Annotated in this window: 13 protein-coding genes; 8 read left to right on the top strand and 5 right to left on the bottom strand. The window is 67.4% G+C overall.

The genetic code is table 11. From position 1 onward, the window contains the following. Window positions 1-8: 8 nt before the first annotated feature. The 4 genes from G6032_RS14990 to G6032_RS14975 all read right to left on the bottom strand — a co-directional run bounded on the left by G6032_RS14990 (window position 9) and on the right by G6032_RS14975 (window position 5,441). Window positions 9-2,537, bottom strand: coding sequence for a DNA topoisomerase I (locus G6032_RS14990; RefSeq protein WP_165282975.1), 2,529 nt, complete (start codon window positions 2,535-2,537; stop codon window positions 9-11). Window positions 2,538-2,631: 94 nt separating this feature from the next. After that, entirely contained in the window at window positions 2,632-3,108 is a 477-nt protein-coding gene (locus tag G6032_RS14985; RefSeq protein ID WP_165282974.1) for a DUF494 domain-containing protein, read from the bottom strand. Between the two features lies 1 nt (window position 3,109). Then, window positions 3,110-4,222, bottom strand: coding sequence for a DNA-processing protein DprA (gene dprA / locus G6032_RS14980; protein WP_165282973.1), 1,113 nt, complete (start codon window positions 4,220-4,222; stop codon window positions 3,110-3,112). A gap of 70 nt (window positions 4,223-4,292) precedes the next feature. Then, window positions 4,293-5,441: a LysM peptidoglycan-binding domain-containing protein gene (locus G6032_RS14975; protein ID WP_165282972.1), complete on the bottom strand. Its 1,149-nt coding sequence runs from the start codon at window positions 5,439-5,441 to the stop codon at window positions 4,293-4,295. 202 nt (window positions 5,442-5,643) lie between these two features. Between G6032_RS14975 and def the strand changes: the two genes are divergently transcribed. From def to G6032_RS14935, 8 genes are all read left to right on the top strand, one after another. Next, window positions 5,644-6,171 carry a peptide deformylase gene (gene def / locus G6032_RS14970; RefSeq protein ID WP_165282971.1) on the top strand — a complete coding sequence of 176 codons (528 nt, stop codon included), beginning with the start codon at window positions 5,644-5,646 and terminating at the stop codon, window positions 6,169-6,171. An 11-nt stretch (window positions 6,172-6,182) separates the two neighbouring features. Then, window positions 6,183-7,112, top strand: a complete 930-nt coding sequence (gene fmt / locus G6032_RS14965; RefSeq protein ID WP_165282970.1) for a methionyl-tRNA formyltransferase — start codon at window positions 6,183-6,185, stop codon at window positions 7,110-7,112. Next, window positions 7,109-8,425 (top strand): 16S rRNA (cytosine(967)-C(5))-methyltransferase RsmB, encoded by a 1,317-nt coding sequence (gene rsmB / locus G6032_RS14960; protein WP_165282969.1) that lies wholly within the window; start codon window positions 7,109-7,111, stop codon window positions 8,423-8,425. The genes fmt and rsmB overlap by 4 nt, the downstream gene beginning before the upstream one ends. After that, window positions 8,394-9,020, top strand: coding sequence for a DUF4390 domain-containing protein (locus G6032_RS14955; RefSeq protein WP_165282968.1), 627 nt, complete (start codon window positions 8,394-8,396; stop codon window positions 9,018-9,020). The genes rsmB and G6032_RS14955 overlap by 32 nt, the downstream gene beginning before the upstream one ends. Then, entirely contained in the window at window positions 9,002-11,230 is a 2,229-nt protein-coding gene (locus G6032_RS14950) for an ATP-binding protein (RefSeq protein WP_165282967.1), read from the top strand. Before G6032_RS14955 ends, G6032_RS14950 begins: the two co-directional genes overlap by 19 nt. Then, window positions 11,227-12,597: a sigma-54 dependent transcriptional regulator gene (locus G6032_RS14945; RefSeq protein ID WP_165282966.1), complete on the top strand. Its 1,371-nt coding sequence runs from the start codon at window positions 11,227-11,229 to the stop codon at window positions 12,595-12,597. Before G6032_RS14950 ends, G6032_RS14945 begins: the two co-directional genes overlap by 4 nt. Before the next feature lie 102 nt (window positions 12,598-12,699). Then, complete coding sequence (locus tag G6032_RS14940; protein ID WP_165282965.1) at window positions 12,700-13,404, top strand: DoxX family protein; 705 nt, start codon at window positions 12,700-12,702, stop codon at window positions 13,402-13,404. A 136-nt stretch (window positions 13,405-13,540) separates the two neighbouring features. Then, window positions 13,541-14,245, top strand: a complete 705-nt coding sequence (locus G6032_RS14935; RefSeq protein ID WP_165282964.1) for a PilZ domain-containing protein — start codon at window positions 13,541-13,543, stop codon at window positions 14,243-14,245. 27 nt (window positions 14,246-14,272) lie between these two features. On the opposite strand, the gene G6032_RS14930 is transcribed toward G6032_RS14935, so the two are convergent. Further along, complete coding sequence (locus G6032_RS14930) at window positions 14,273-14,863, bottom strand: SPOR domain-containing protein (RefSeq protein ID WP_165282963.1); 591 nt, start codon at window positions 14,861-14,863, stop codon at window positions 14,273-14,275.

Raw genomic sequence — 14,863 nt, 5'->3', positions numbered from 1 at the left:
GGCCATGATCAGTTCTCGATATCGTCCGCCGTCCGGCTGGCGGCTTTCTTTTTCGTTCCCGCTTTCTTGCCGCCGGCGGTTTTCTTCGTGGCTGCGGTTTTCCTGGTCGCCGGTTTCTTCTTCGCGCCGGCTTTCTTTTTCGCTGCCGGCTTTTTCTTTGCGGCCGATTTTTTCGCGGCCGGGGCCTTTTTTGCCGCCGTTTTCCTGGCGGCGGCCTTTTTCTTCTTCGCGCCCTTTTTGGCCGGGGCTTCGTCGAGCAGCTTCATGGCTTCCTCGAGCGTCACGCTCGCGGGGTCCCGGTCCTTCGGGATGCTGGCCCGCCGCCCGGCGTCCGTCACGTAGGGACCGAAGCGACCCTTGAGAATCCGGATGCCCTGTTCGGGGAACTCGACGATGGTGCGGGCCGCCTCCAGCGCTTCCTTCTCGCGCACGATCTCCAGTGCCCGTTCGAGGCCGATGGTGTAGGGATCATCGTCCTTTTTGAGCGAGGCGTATTTCGCGCCGTATTTCACGAAGGGGCCGAACCGCCCGATGTTGACCATGACGGGCAATCCATCCGGCGTCTCGCCGAGCTCGCGGGGAAGCTTGAACAGCTCCAGCGCCTCCTCGAGGCCGATGTGCTGCATGCTCTTGCCGCGGGGGATGCCGGCGAATCGGGGCTTGTCCTCGTCTTCCGCGGTGCCGATCTGCACGTAAGGCCCGAAGCGCCCGATCTTCACGAGCACCGGCTTGCCGCTGACCGGGTCCTTGCCCAGTTCGCGGTTCGGCATGACGTCACGCTTGCTGACGGAGCTTTCCTTGTCCTTGATCAGCTCCTCGAAGGGCGTCCAGAAGCGCCCCAGCAGTCCCTGCCAGTCCTGTTCGCCGCGTGACACGGCGTCGAGCCGGTCCTCCATGCGCGCCGTGAAATCGTAGTCCACGTAACGGGTGAAATGGTCGCCGAGGAAGTTGCTGACGATCCGGCCGATGTCGGTGGGAATGAAGCGCTTTCTGTCCAGCTCGACGTACTCGCGATCGACCAGCGTCGAGATGATCGTCGCATAGGTCGAGGGGCGGCCGATGCCGAATTCCTCGAGCGTCTTGACCAGGCTCGCTTCGCTGTATCGCGGCGGCGGCTTGGTGAAGTGCTGTTCGGCGTCGAGCTTGTTGAGCTGGATGAGTTCGCCTTCCTCGACCTGCGGCAGCCGGCGGTCCTTCTCGTCCTCGACGTCATCCCGGCCTTCCTGGTAGACCGCGATGTAGCCGGGTTCGACGAGGATCGAACCGGAGGCGCGGAACCGGTGCCCGGCGTCCAGGGCCTGCGAGGGCGCCAGGTCGAGGGTCACGGTGTCGAACACCGCGCTGGCCATCTGGCTGGCGACGGCTCGCTTCCAGATCAGTTCGTACAGCCGCTGCTGGTCACGGTCGAGCCGTCCCGCAAGGCTGTCCGGATGCCAGGTGGCGGACGTCGGGCGAATCGCCTCGTGAGCCTCCTGCGCGTTCTTGGCCTTGGTGCGGTAGTGGCGCGGCTTCTCCGGCAGGGCCTGGTCGCCGAAGCGCTGCGCGATGACGCCGCGCATCTCCTGCACCGCATCGGCGGCGAGCGACACGGAGTCGGTACGCATGTAGGTGATCAGTCCGGTCGCGCCCTCGCCGAAATCCACGCCTTCGTACAGGCGTTGCGCCGTGCGCATCGTCTTCTGCGCGGTGAAACCGAGCTTGCGGGCGGCTTCCTGCTGCAGTGTCGAGGTGGTGAACGGCGGGGCCGGGTTCTGGCGCCGCTGGCGCCGTTCCACGGACGTGACCTTCAGCTTTCCGGCGGCGGCTTCGCGGAGCGTGCGCTCGGCCTCACGGGCCAGGCCCTCGTCGCCGATGAAGAACTTCTGCAGCTTGTCGTCGATGCGCTGTCCGGCGTACTCGGCGAGCCGCGCCGGGAAAGTGTGGGCAGCCTTCTCCAGTTCGGCCTCGAGCGTCCAGTATTCCACCGGCTTGAACGCCTCGATCTCGCGTTCGCGCTCGACGATGAGGCGCAGCGCCGGCGTCTGGACACGACCGGCCGAGAGCCCCGGACGGATTTTCTTCCACAGCAGGGGCGACAGGTTGAAGCCGACCAGGTGGTCCAGCGCGCGGCGCGCCTGCTGGGCGTTGACCAGGTCGCCGGAGATCTCGCGCGGATGCTCGAGGGCTTCCTGCACCGCTCGCTTCGTGATCTCGTGGAACACGATGCGGTGGACGGGGCGGGTCTCGAGCAGCCCCCGCTCGCGAAGCGCCTCGCAGACATGCCAGCTGATCGCTTCGCCCTCGCGATCCGGGTCGGTCGCCAGGTAGAGGGCGTCGGCGCCGCGCATGGCTTTCGCGATCGCGTCCATATGGCGGCGATTGCGCTCGATTTCCTGGTATTTCATGGCGAAGCCGGCTTCGGGATCGACCGCGCCGCCTTTCGCGACGAGGTCGCGGACATGGCCGTAGGAAGCGAGCACCTTGAAGTCGCCGCCGAGATACTTCTCGATGGTCTTGGCCTTCGCCGGCGATTCGACTATGACAAGGTTCTTGCTCATTTCAACGGTTGGCCTTTGGGTCGAAAAAACGGGCCGTGGCTCGCGCCACGACCCCCCTCTGTACGTCTATGCAGGTCGCGGGATGGCTGAGATTCTAGTGGGTGATCCAGGCCCTGTCCTCGAACACGAGGTCTTCCATCCGCGCGTAGGCGGTTTCCTCGCCTGGCTGGCTGAACAACACCATCAACACGACCCACTTGATGTCATCGACATCGATCTCTTCGCCGTCCAGCGCCATCAACCGGTCGATGACCAGTTCCCGCTGGTGGGCCGATAAAATTCCGATCTGCTCGAGGTACATCATGTATCCCCGGCCGTTGGTATCCATGCGGATGCATTCGTCGCGTCCGTAGATCCGCATGGCGCGTTCCGTGGGTGGCTCGCCCACCTCGTCGGCCCGCCGCGAAGCGAGTCCGTCCAGCCACTCGAGCGCCCGATCGATTTCGCGGTCACGAAAGCCGGCCCGCTCGAGCTCGTCCCGCAGTCCTTCCCGGTCCGGCTCCGGCGGCACGCCGTCGTCGCCTGCGGTCTCGAACAGGTACATCAGAACGTCGAGAACATTTTCCGTCATTTCACGACCTCTCCGGTTTCCTGGCGTAGCGTCCGCCCGGCAAGGATTCCACGGCGCCTTGCAGTTCAAGGATCAGCATCATCGAGGAAACCTCCGCAGCCGTCAAACCGGTCCGGGCGGCGAGTCCGTCGACCCCGCAGGGGTCGTGGGCGAGGGCCGCCAGCAGTTTTCCGTAGTCTCCGTCGGGTGCCGGCGCCGGCCGAGCCGGGTCGGCTGCGGGCTCCGTGGCTGCCATCGACAGGCCCGCCAGCGGGCCGATTTCGCCCAGGATGTCGTCGGCGGTCTCCACCAGGACGGCGCCCTGGCGAATGAGCGCATGGCAGCCGCGCGCCAGCGGATTGTGAATGCTGCCCGGGATCGCGAAGACCTCCCGGCCCTGGTCGCCGGCGAGTCTCGCCGTGATCAGCGAGCCGCTGCGCCGGGCGGCCTCGACCACCAGGACACCGAGGCCGAGCCCGCTGATGATGCGGTTGCGCCGCGGAAAGTTCTGCTTGAGGGGGCGCGTGCCCGGGAGGTACTCGGACACGATCAGCCCGTTTGCCACGATCCGTTGGGCCAGCTGCGCGTTCTCCGCCGGATAAGCCCGATCGGGTCCGCAGCCGAGCACGGCGGTGGTCGGCGCACCTGCCGCAAGTGCCCCGCGGTGAGCTGCCGCATCGATGCCGGCGGCCAGGCCGCTGCAGATCACCAGCCCGCAGCCCGCCAGGTGGCGCGCGAAAGCATGCGCGTTTTCGGCGCCCTGCGGGGTCGGGTTGCGGCTGCCGACGATGGCGAAATGGGGCTCGCCGAGCAGTGCCCTGTCGCCACGCAGGAACAGGGCCGCCGGCGGATCCGGGGCGCGCCGCAGCAGCGGCGGATAGTCCGGGTCGGCAAAGGTCAGGAGGTCGTGGCCCGGGATCTCGAGCCAGTCGAGCGCCGCGGGCAGCCACTCAGGCGCCGGACCGGTCAGCATCCCGGCCGCCTCGGCCGGGATGCCGGCTGAGAGCAGCGCGCCGCGCCCCGCATCGATCAGCGCCTCGAGGCCGCCGGGGTGGGTCGCGGCGTGATGCGCGGCGGCCACCGGGATGCCCGGGGCCAGCGAGAATCGCAGCCAGGCTGCGGCCCTGTCGCTCATGGCAGCTCCCTCAAAGCACGACGCCGGCGATGGCCGGCGTCGTAGGGTGGGAATCCGCGGCGCAGCGCCGTCAGGGGTTGCGCACCCGGTCCAGCACCCGGATCTCGTTCGACGCCTGCATGATCAGGCCATAGCTGAGATCTTCGTAGCTGCGGAAAATCATCAGATTGCCCGCATATTCATCCGGCAGATCCACACGCCCGCCCTCGAAACGATCACGGACACGTTCACCGGCCTGCCACACGGCAAGTACGTGGCCGGGTTCGAGGCCGTGCTGCGTGCCGCGATTCAGCGTCACGATCTGGTAGGTGCTGGCGCGCGCCACGCCGTTGAGGACGCTGATGATGCGGCCATCCACCTCCTGCTCGGGCGGGCGCGGCGTGAAGCGCAGCGGAAAATCAGTCTCGACCGGCACCAGCTTGTCGCCGTTGAGAGCTTCCCGCGCGGTGGCCTGCAGCTGCAGCGTGGCCGGATCGCCCGTGCGGATCACGCGGCCTTCACCGACGTAAATGCCTTCGTAGCCGAGCAGCCGGCCGTTGTCCGGGTCGCGCAGCGGTTCGCCCACGTTCACCACGCTGTAGATCTCGTCTTGCGCGAAATCTGCGCCGCGGACATAGACTTCTGTGAAGGAACCGTGCGCGAGGTGACCGGCGCGGCTGGTGAGGATGTACGGCGCCTCATCGATCGTCTCGCGATCGAGCACCGAGGGACGGCTCAGGAACGCCGCGATCCGGTCGTACGGCACCGTCAGGATCGCGTCTTCCAGCGGTTCCACTCGGATCCGCGGCTGCAGCCGCTCCGTCGTTGCGGGGCCTCGTTCGAGGATCAGGCGGGGACGACCGTCGAGGTAGACCAGCGTCAGCACGTCGCCGGGATAGATAAGGTGCGGGTTCTCGACCTGCGGGTTGGCGTACCAGATCTCCGGCCAGAACCAGGGATCGCGCAGGAACATAGCGGAAATGTCCCAGAGCGTGTCGCCTTTGCGCACCACGTAGCGTTCCGGGTGGCGCGGATTGAGGACCGGCGGTGGAGCCACGGGTGCGGCGGCGCGTGGCGTCGCGCTGGGGGCGGGTGGCGGCGCGCTCTGTTGCGGCGGCGGCTCGGCGGCGGGTGCCGGCGCGGGCGCTTCCGGGGTGCTTGCGCAGCCTGCCGCCAGCAGTGCAGCTGCAAGGCCGCTCAGCAGGCGTGTTTTCATCGGGCGTTTGGTCGGCTTGGACATGGCTGGCCTGACTCCATGATGTCCGTTAATTGAGAGGGGACGGGTGCGGCTTGGTATAATCGGCCGAGCCGACGGCCATCTCCCCCGCGCGCGCGCATTCCGAGCGCCGTTCGGTGAGCGGGACGTTAGCACGGCAGACTTGAATTGTCATACTCTTAGCGGCACTTTGTGGCGTAATACGCGAGGAACCGGAACGGCGCTCATGGCGATCCTGAAGATACTCGAATACCCCGACCCCAGGCTCCGCACCAAAGCGGAACCGGTGCTCGTCGTGGATGACGAACTCCGTCAGCTGGCCGCGGACATGCTGGAAACCATGTATGCGGCTCCCGGCATCGGCCTCGCGGCAACGCAGGTCAACGTCCATCGTCGCATGCTGGTGGCAGATGTCTCGGAGAAACAGGACACACCGCACGTTTTCATCAACCCGGTGATCGTCGAGCGGCTGGGAACCGAGGCCATGGAGGAGGGATGCCTTTCCGTGCCCGGCTTCTACGAGACCGTGACCCGCGCCGAGTGGGTGCGGGTGCGCGCCCTGGGGCTGGACGGCGAGCCGTTCGAGCAGGAGCTCGACGGCCTGCTCGCGGTCTGCGTCCAGCACGAGATCGATCACCTGGATGGCAAGCTGTTCGTCGATTATCTCTCCGACCTGAAGCGCCAGCGGCTGCGCAAGCGCATCGAGAAGGAGCGCCGGCAAAAAGAACCCGACTCCGCCGTTCGCGCACTCTAGGCGAGGCAGCCATGCCGCGCCTCGTGTTTGCCGGCAGCTCGGACTTTGCCGTACCTGCCCTGGAGGCGCTGGCGGGCGCCGGCTGGGAAATCTGCGCGGTGCTCACCCAGCCCGATCGGCCGGCGGGCCGGCGACGCCAGCCGGCGCCCACACCCGTCCGCGCCCACGCCCGCGAGCGGGGCCTTCCTGTCCAGACGCCCCTTACCCTGCGGGATCCGGCCGCGGTCGAGGCGCTGGCCGAACTGCGGCCGGACATGGTGGTCGTGGTGGACTACGGACTCATACTGCCGTCATCCGTGCTCGAATTGCCGCCGGCGGGGTGCATCAACGGGCACGCTTCACTGCTGCCGAGATGGCGGGGCGCGGCGCCGATCCAGCACGCCATCCTGGCGGGCGACGTGCTGACCGGAATTTCGATCATGCACATGGACGAGGGGCTGGACACCGGTCCTGTATACAAAATGCAATCTACGGAAATCGGTTCCATGGAAACGGGCGGCGAGCTGCGTGAACGACTTGCAGAGCTCTGCGCGGCGCTGCTGGTCGAAACACTCCCCGGAATCCTGGGCGGTCGCCTGGAGCCGCGCCCGCAGGACGACACGCTGGCGACCTATGCCGGCAAACTCGATCCGGCCGCGGCGGAAATCGACTGGCGGGATCCCGCCACCACGCTCGCCAGGCAGGTGCGGGCTTTTGCGCCGCGGCCCGGCGCCTGGACCCGTCGGCGCGACGAGCGCATCAAGCTCCACCGGGCGGTGGCGCTGGCGGAATGCGAAGGCGAGCCCGGGGAGATCTGGCGGACGGGCCCGGCGGGCATCGACGTGGCCGCCGGCGCGGGCAGCGTACGACTGCTGGAACTCCAGCCGCCGGGCGGCCGGGTGATGAGCGCCCGCGATTTCCTCAACAGCCGGGCCGTGCTCGGCGAGCGGTTCGGCGCATGAGCCTGGGCGGAGAACCGCGTGCCGCGGCGGCCAGGGCCGTCGCGTCGGTCGCGCGGCGCGGCCGCTCCCTCGACGAGGCGCTGGCGCAGGGTTTTCCCGACCTCGCGGCCGCCGATCGCAGCCTGGTGGCGCAACTGGCCTACGGGACGCTGCGGGCCTATCCGCGGCTCGATCGCTGGGTCGATTTGCTGCTTGCCCGCCCCCTGTCGAACCGGGACGCGGAGGTGCACGACCTGCTCGCCGTCGGCCTGTACCAGCTGGAGGACACGCGCGTGCCCGATCACGCCGCCGTGGCCGCCACCGTGGAAGGCGTGCGCCTGCTCGGCCGGCACCAGTACGCGGGGCTGGTCAACGCCTGCCTGCGTCGCTGGCTGCGCGAGCGCGATGCGCTGAAGGGCCGGGTCGCAAGGGTTCCGGAGGTCGTGCATGCTCACCCTCGCTGGTGGCTGGATGCCCTGGCGAAGGACTGGCCGAAGGACTGGGAGGCGATCGTTGCCGCGGCCAACGTGCAGGCGCCCATGTGGGTGCGCGTCAACCGCCTGCGCGGTACACGCGAGGCCTGGCTCGGGCGGCTCGTGCTCGCCGGCGGGTCTGCGACGAGCTGGGCGCCGGCGCCGGATGCGCTGTGCCTCGCGGCGCCGATGGACGTAGACGCCCTGCCGGGATTCTCCGCTGGCGATGTGTCTGTCCAGGATGCCTCGGCGCAGCTCGCGGCGGAATTGCTGGAGGCCGGCGCAGGGATGCGGGTGCTGGATGCCTGCGCGGCGCCCGGGGGCAAGACCGGACACTTGCTGGAACGCTACCCCGGGATCGACCTGACCGCGCTGGACGTTTCGCCGGCCCGTCTCGAACGCGTGCGGGAGAACCTGGCCCGGCTCGGACTGGAGGCGCGCCTCTTGTCCGGCGACGGTTGCGACCCGGTGGCCTGGTGGGACGGCAAGCCCTACGACCGGATCCTGCTGGATGCGCCGTGCAGCGGCAGCGGCGTGGTCCGCCGCCATCCCGACATCAAGTTGCTGCGCCGGCCGAAAGATATTGCGGCGATGGCGGCCAAACAGCAGGCGCTCCTCGACGCGCTGTGGCCGTTGCTCGCCCCGGGCGGGCGCCTGCTGTACGCCACCTGTTCGGTGTTTCGTGCAGAGAACGGTGCGCGCATGGCGGATTTCCTGGCGCGCCATCCGGAAGCCCGGGCGATCGATCTCGGCGAGCCCGGCTGGGGCCGTCGCGCCGGCCCGGGACGCCAGGTTCTTTCCGGTGAGGCAGGGGCGGATGGCTTTTATTATGCTTGCATCACCCGGCCAGCCGAGGCTTAGACGGATGCAGGGACTGGAGCGACATGGCGATATTGCCGGCTGGCGCCTGGCGGCGGCCGGTTTGTTCGTCATGTTGTTGCTGCAGACGAGCGCCACGCAGGCCGACGACGGCATCGAGGTGCGCAGCGCGTCGACGCTGCTGCAGGGCGGCGTGTGGTACCTGGATGCGAACATCGACTACACGCTGAACGAGACCGTGCGTGAGGCGCTCGACAGCGGGCTCGTACTGGATATCGAGTTGACGATCCGGCTGGAGGAGCGCCGCCGGATCCTCTGGGATCCGGTGTTTGCCGAACTCAGGCAACGCTACGAACTGCAATTTCATGCCCTGACCGAGCGCTACATCCTGCGCAACCTGAACAGCGGCGAGCAATCGACCTACGGCAGCTTGTCGGCCGCGCTTGCAGAGGTCGGCACGGTACGTTCACTGCCCATCATCGACGATGCGCTATTGGACCGCGGCCAGGCTTATCGAGTTTCCATCCGCGCGGTCGTCGACATCAAGCAGCTCGGCGGCCCGCTGGCGCTGATCAGCCTGCTGTGGAACGACTGGCGTATTTCGAGCGACACGGTGCGATGGCGACTCGCACGCTGAGACGCTGGACACTCGCGACGTCGGCCCTGCTGGGCCTGTCCCTGCTGCTCGTCGCGCTCCTGTTCCTGGCCTCGACGGTCGAGAATGCCGATCGCTTCGGCGAGATCTACAACTGGATCATCCTGCTGAACGTGGCGGGCGGATCGATCCTGCTTGCTCTGATCATCGCGAACCTGGTGCGGCTGGTGCGCGAGTACCGCAGCCAGGTGCCCGGTTCCCGCCTGGCCTCCCGGATGGTCGCGATCTTCGTCGTGCTGGCCGTGCTCCCCCTGGGGCTCGTCTACTATTTTTCCGTGCAATTCATCAGCCGTGGTATCGACGCCTGGTTCGACGTCAACGTGGAGGCCGGCCTGGGCGGCGCCCTCGAGCTCTCGCGCGCGACCCTCGAAAGCCGCATGCGGGAACACCTCGACGCGACGCGCGAGGTCGCCGATTCGCTCAGCGGAAGGGTGGACCGCGAGCTCGCGACGAGCCTGGAAGTCATGCGTCGTGGCGCCGGCGCGGTCGAGCTGACGGTCGTCGGCGCCAGCAGCCGCATCATCGCACTGTCCTCCGGGCGCAGCATCGCGGACCTGCCGGAACCGCCGACCGAAGAGGTCATGCTGCAGATCCGCCAGGGGCATCCTTTCGTGAGCCTGGACCCGGTGAACGACGGCTACGTGATTCGTACCGCGGCGGAGATTCCCGGCGGGCACCCGCTCGACGAGTTGCGCGTGTTGCACGCCTTGTTCCCTGTGCCGGAGCGCGTCGGACGGCTCGCCAATTCGGTGCAGGAAGCCTATGCCCAATACCGCGAACTGTCCTTCCTGCGCGAGCCGTTCACCCGCAGCCTGACGCTGACCCTGACGCTGGTCCTGCTGCTATCGCTGTTGATGGCCGTGTGGGGAGCCTTCTTTTTCGCACGCAAGCTGACGGCGCCGATCCAGACGCTGGTTGCAGGCACCCGCGCCGTCGCGAAGGGCGATTTCGACACCCGCCTCCCGATGCCGGCGCGCGACGAGATGGGCTTCCTGGTCCACAGCTTCAACGACATGATCACGCGCCTCGCCGGAGCCCGCGAGCTTGCTCACCAGAGTCAGCAGGCGGTCGAGAGCCAGCGCGCCTACCTCGCCGTCATCCTCGGACGCTTGTCCACGGGGGTGGTTTCACTCGAGCGCGACTGGCGCATCAAGACCGCGAATGAGGCCGCGGGCGCGATTCTCGGCGTCGATCTCGAAGCTGCGATCGGGCGGCCGTTGCTCGAGGTTGCAGAGGACAAGCATCTCCTGCTGCAGTTCATCGAGGTCGGCCGCCGGCATTTCGAGGCCGGCGATTACGAGTGGCGCGAGCAGATCGTCCTGCGCGGCGAGACGGGCCGGCGCGTCCTGATGTGCGCCTGCTCGGCGCTGCCGGGCGAGGACGACACACCGGACGGTTTCGTGGTCGTGTTCGACGACATCACCGCCCTGCTGCAGGCCCAGCGCGATGCCGCCTGGGGCGAGGTCGCGCGTCGCCTTGCGCACGAGATCAAGAACCCGTTGACACCCATCCAGCTGTCGGCAGAGCGGATCCGACGCAGGTTCCTCGGGCAGATGGACGACGACGATGCACAGGTCCTCGAGCGCGCGACCCGCACCATCGTGCAGCAGGTCGAGGCGATGAAGGAGATGGTGAACGCCTTTTCCGATTACGCGCGGGCACCCGACATGGACATCGGCACCATCGACCTGAACCGGCTCGTGGCCGAGGTGACCGAACTCTACCGGGTACGCGAAATCCCGGTCTCAATCGAATTGAGCCTGGATCCGGCGGCCGCCGTCGTGCAGGCGGACCTCGGCCGGTTGCGACAGATTCTTCACAATCTCATCCGCAATGCCGTCGAAGCGCTCGAGGGGCAGGAGGACGGCGTTCTGCGGGTGACTACACGCGGTACCGAGGAATTCGACCTGCACGCCGTTTTCATCATGGTGGAGGACAACGGCCCGGGCATTCCGCAGGACTCGGTGGACAGGATTTTCGATCCGTACGTGACGAGCAAGCCGAAGGGCACCGGGCTCGGCCTCGCGATCGTGAAGAAGCTCGTCGAGGAACATGCCGGCTGGGTCGAGGCCACCAATCGCGCCGAGGGTGGTGTCCGCATCACGATCGCATTGCCGGCTGACGAGGATGCCCGCAGCGCCATGTTGCGTCGCGAGGTCCGGGCGAACGAATTCAGGAGAGCGCACGCATGAGTACCGGCCGGATCCTCGTCGTCGATGACGAAGCCGACATCCGCAGCCTCCTCGAGGAAATTCTCTCCGAGGAGGGCTACGACGTGATGTCCGCCGCAAATGCGGTCGAAGCCCGCCAGCGACGCGGCACTTTGCATCCGGACCTGGTGCTGCTCGATATCTGGATGCCTGACGTGGACGGCATCAGCCTGCTGCGCGAATGGTCCGGCAACGACAAAACCCGTTCCTGCCCGGTCGTGATGATGTCCGGCCATGGCACGGTCGAGACCGCGGTCGAGGCTACGCGCCTCGGCGCCTTCGATTTCATAGAGAAGCCGGTGTCCCTCGCCAAGCTGTTGCGCACCGTCGAACTGGCCCTGGAGTCGGGGCGCGCCCCGGCGCGCGCGATGCGGAGCCGGATGCCGGCGAACATCGTGTCCGTCGGCCGCAGCCGCGTCATGCAATCGCTTCGCGAGCAGGCGGAGCGTGTCGCGGCACATGCGACACCGGTGCTCATCACGGGCGAGCCCGGCAGTGGCCGCGAGGCGTTTGCAGAGTACATCCATTCTCTCGGACCCCGCGCAGACGGCCCTTTCGTGCGCCTTGTCGCGAGCGCGCTCCCCGAGGAGGGCGCCGACGCGATACTTTTCGGGCGCGTGGCGGGTGACGGTGTCGAGCCGGGGTACCTGGAACGGGCCCGGGGCGGCACATTGTTCATCCACCAGGTATCTGACCTCGGTCCGGCCGCGCAGCGCCTGTTGCACGGGAGCCTGGAAGCGGGCCGCTTCACGCCGGTCGGCGGCTCGGAGCCCCGGCTGCTGGACATGCGCATCATCAGCTCTGCGGCGCCCGGATTCGAGCACGCCGTGCAGCGCGGTGCCTTTCGTGCGGAGCTGCTGATGGACCTTGCGGTGGTGGTGCTCAAGGTTCCGCCTTTGCGCGATTATTCCGAGGACGTGCCGGAACTCCTGCGCCACTACCTCGATGCGCTCGTCGACAGCGAGGGACTGCAGTTCCGGCGCCTCAGCGTGGCGGCGCAGAATCGCCTGCGGAACTACCCATGGCCCGGCAACGTGCAGGAATTGCGCAATCTCATCCACCGCCTGCTGATCCTCGGGGGCGAAGAGGAAATCGGGCTCGAGGAAGTGGAGCAGCTGCTCGCCGCCAAGGAGTCGGGGGACGATGCGGTGTTGAGCCAGGATCTCATGGCCCTGCCGTTACGCGAAGCGCGTGAGCAGTTCGAACGGAGTTATCTGCAACAGCAGTTGCGCTTGTGCGACGGCAAGGTGGGCCAGCTGGCCAAACGCGTCGGCATGGAGCGAACGCATCTGTACCGCAAGCTGCGTGCGCTCGGCATCGACTTCCGTAGCGGCGGAGGAGACGACTGACCGTTGTAATGTTTTGCGTCCGTGCAAGGTCTCTATGTGCACAGCAGGCCGATACCCGGGTGCGGGCTATCGCGACCCACACCTGAACAGGAGACCCGAGACATGGCATGGACGATCGCGAACGAAACGGCGGGCGGTGGCGCCCGGGGTATTGCAGGGACGCTCTGGCGTGCATTGACGGATCGCCTGGAAGGTCTCGGACAGTGGCTGGCGCCCTTGTTCCTGCGGCTCATCATGGCCTGGGAGTTCGGCGAGGCCGGCTTCGAGAAACTGCGCGGAGACAACTGGTTCTCCCATGTGCAGGAAAATTTCCCGTTTCCGTTCAGCGTGGTGAGCACCGACATCAGCTGGTTCATGGCCACGTGGTTCGAGATCGTCGGGGCGTTCGCCCTCGTGCTGGGCCTGTTCACGCGTTTTTTCGCATTCTCGCTGCTGATCCTGACCTTCGTCGCCACCGCCGCAGTCCACTGGCCGGACAGCTGGTCCAGCCTGGGCGAGCTCTGGCAGGGCTATGCGATTTCCGACGACGGCGCCGGCAATTTCAAGCTGCCGTTGCTGTTTGCCGTGATTCTCGTCCCGCTGGTCCTCAATGGAGCCGGCAAGTTGAGCCTGGATCACCTGCTGGGTCGTATCCGGCTGCCCGCGCCGGGCACGCCCCGTGCCGACGGCCTGTCCTGGTCCCTGGCCGGCGTGGCGTTCGGTTTGCCGCTGGCGACGCTGTTCCCGGCCTTCGGCTTGTTGCTGGCGGCGGCGGGCATCGCCGGGTTCGTCGTGACCTGGTTTCGCGGGGGTGCGCACGCGGCCTGAAGCGCGGATTTCTATCGCGACGCACAATCTGTGATCTGGGTCATCGTCACACCATCGGGGCTGCGGGTAAAAAGTGATCGCGGGGCGAACCTCGCGACAAAGACGAGCTGGACCGAGGATGATGGCCGAGACTGAAATGCGATCTGCTGCTGGCGCCTTGCGCGAGCCGGAGGCGGAACTCGCCGTGATTCCCATGCCTCCCGTGGGTACACGCATCGGCCTGGAGAGCGCGTTGATGTCGGGGCGGCTCTGGTCGACGGTGGTCGGGCATCTCGAGGGCCAGTTGATCATCATCGAGACGCCCGAGACCGATATCCCGGTCGGCATGACGGCACCGTTCTCGACGGAAGACACTCTTACGATCCGCTTCGTCAACGACGGCCTCGTGGTGGGATTCCGCGCGCCGGTCCTGCGCCGGCTGCATTCGCCCGCCCAACTGACGGTGGTGGCGTGGCCGAAGAAAATCCAGACGCACGGCCTGCGGGAGCATCCCCGCATCAGCTGCCACCTGCCGTGCCAGGGAAGCATCGGCGAGCATGCCGTGCAGCGGGCGATGGTGCGCGACGTGAGCCTCTGCGGCTGCCAGCTGCGGGTTCCCTACGAGGACTTTCCGCCGGACCAGCGGGAATTTTCACCCGGCACGCACGTCGACCTGGAGGTCGAGATTCCGGCCGAGAGCGGCGGCGAGCGGACACGGCAGCGGATTGCCGGCAAGATCGTGGCATTCGACAGCCAGGAAGGCTATGCGATGATTCGCGTCCGCAGCGCGGAGCCGCTGGAAGCGTTGCTGGAGTTCCTCAGCACGTTCACCACGCGCCTGGTTTTCCCCACGGATATCTAGCGCCGGCGAGACCTGACGCCGGCGAGCCTAGGGCTCCTCGCGCTCCCGCAATGCCAGTGCGCCGATGCCATTGTCCGCGAGCCGCTGACGCATCGCCTCGGCCCGTGCAGCATCCGGCAATGGCCCGACCCGAACACGGTGCCAGGTCTGGCCGTCGATGGCTACGTCCTGGATGCTGGAGCCAAGGCCCAGCAGGGCCAGCTCCGCCTTGCGGCGGTCGGCGTCCCGGTAGCTGCGAAACGATCCCGCCTGTATCCAGTAACGCCCCGGCGCCAGTGCGGTGGCCTGCATCGCGCCCGCCTCCGGTGCATCGCGCGCTCGCGTGTCTTCCTGCGGCACGATGACCTCGAGGCCGGGAAGCATCGTATAGAAGTCGAAGCCGCCTTCGGTCGGCGAGTCGGCGCCGGGCGCGTCGCCGGCGCCGGCGGACGGGTCGGCTGTGTCTGCGGGTTGTGTCGCGCGCGTCGCCACCGGCGCGCCCTCGGGGCCGGGACCCGCATCGCGCAGGTAGATGAAAAGTGCCACGGACAACCCCACCGCGAGCCCGCCGAGGAACCACATCCAGCCCGGCGTCGGCGGCTTGCGGGTCCGCTGGCGCCGTTTGTAGTCGCGGGCCAT

Origin of the sequence: Wenzhouxiangella sp. XN24, assembly GCF_011064545.1 — a bacterium.
Classification (GTDB): Bacteria; Pseudomonadota; Gammaproteobacteria; order Steroidobacterales; family XN24; genus XN24.
Note: the sequence above shows the minus strand (reverse complement) of the source record. Positions and strands in the feature narration are given on the sequence as shown.

Coding starts and splice junctions, on each gene's coding strand:
- G6032_RS14990 (WP_165282975.1), bottom strand. CDS start 2,537: ATGAGCAAGAACCTTGTCATAGTCGAATCGCCGGCGAAGGCCAAGACC.
- G6032_RS14985 (WP_165282974.1), bottom strand. CDS start 3,108: ATGACGGAAAATGTTCTCGACGTTCTGATGTACCTGTTCGAGACCGCA.
- dprA (WP_165282973.1), bottom strand. CDS start 4,222: ATGAGCGACAGGGCCGCAGCCTGGCTGCGATTCTCGCTGGCCCCGGGC.
- G6032_RS14975 (WP_165282972.1), bottom strand. CDS start 5,441: ATGTCCAAGCCGACCAAACGCCCGATGAAAACACGCCTGCTGAGCGGC.
- def (WP_165282971.1), top strand. CDS start 5,644: ATGGCGATCCTGAAGATACTCGAATACCCCGACCCCAGGCTCCGCACC.
- fmt (WP_165282970.1), top strand. CDS start 6,183: ATGCCGCGCCTCGTGTTTGCCGGCAGCTCGGACTTTGCCGTACCTGCC.
- rsmB (WP_165282969.1), top strand. CDS start 7,109: ATGAGCCTGGGCGGAGAACCGCGTGCCGCGGCGGCCAGGGCCGTCGCG.
- G6032_RS14955 (WP_165282968.1), top strand. CDS start 8,394: ATGCTTGCATCACCCGGCCAGCCGAGGCTTAGACGGATGCAGGGACTG.
- G6032_RS14950 (WP_165282967.1), top strand. CDS start 9,002: ATGGCGACTCGCACGCTGAGACGCTGGACACTCGCGACGTCGGCCCTG.
- G6032_RS14945 (WP_165282966.1), top strand. CDS start 11,227: ATGAGTACCGGCCGGATCCTCGTCGTCGATGACGAAGCCGACATCCGC.
- G6032_RS14940 (WP_165282965.1), top strand. CDS start 12,700: ATGGCATGGACGATCGCGAACGAAACGGCGGGCGGTGGCGCCCGGGGT.
- G6032_RS14935 (WP_165282964.1), top strand. CDS start 13,541: ATGCGATCTGCTGCTGGCGCCTTGCGCGAGCCGGAGGCGGAACTCGCC.
- G6032_RS14930 (WP_165282963.1), bottom strand. CDS start 14,863: ATGGCCCGCGACTACAAACGGCGCCAGCGGACCCGCAAGCCGCCGACG.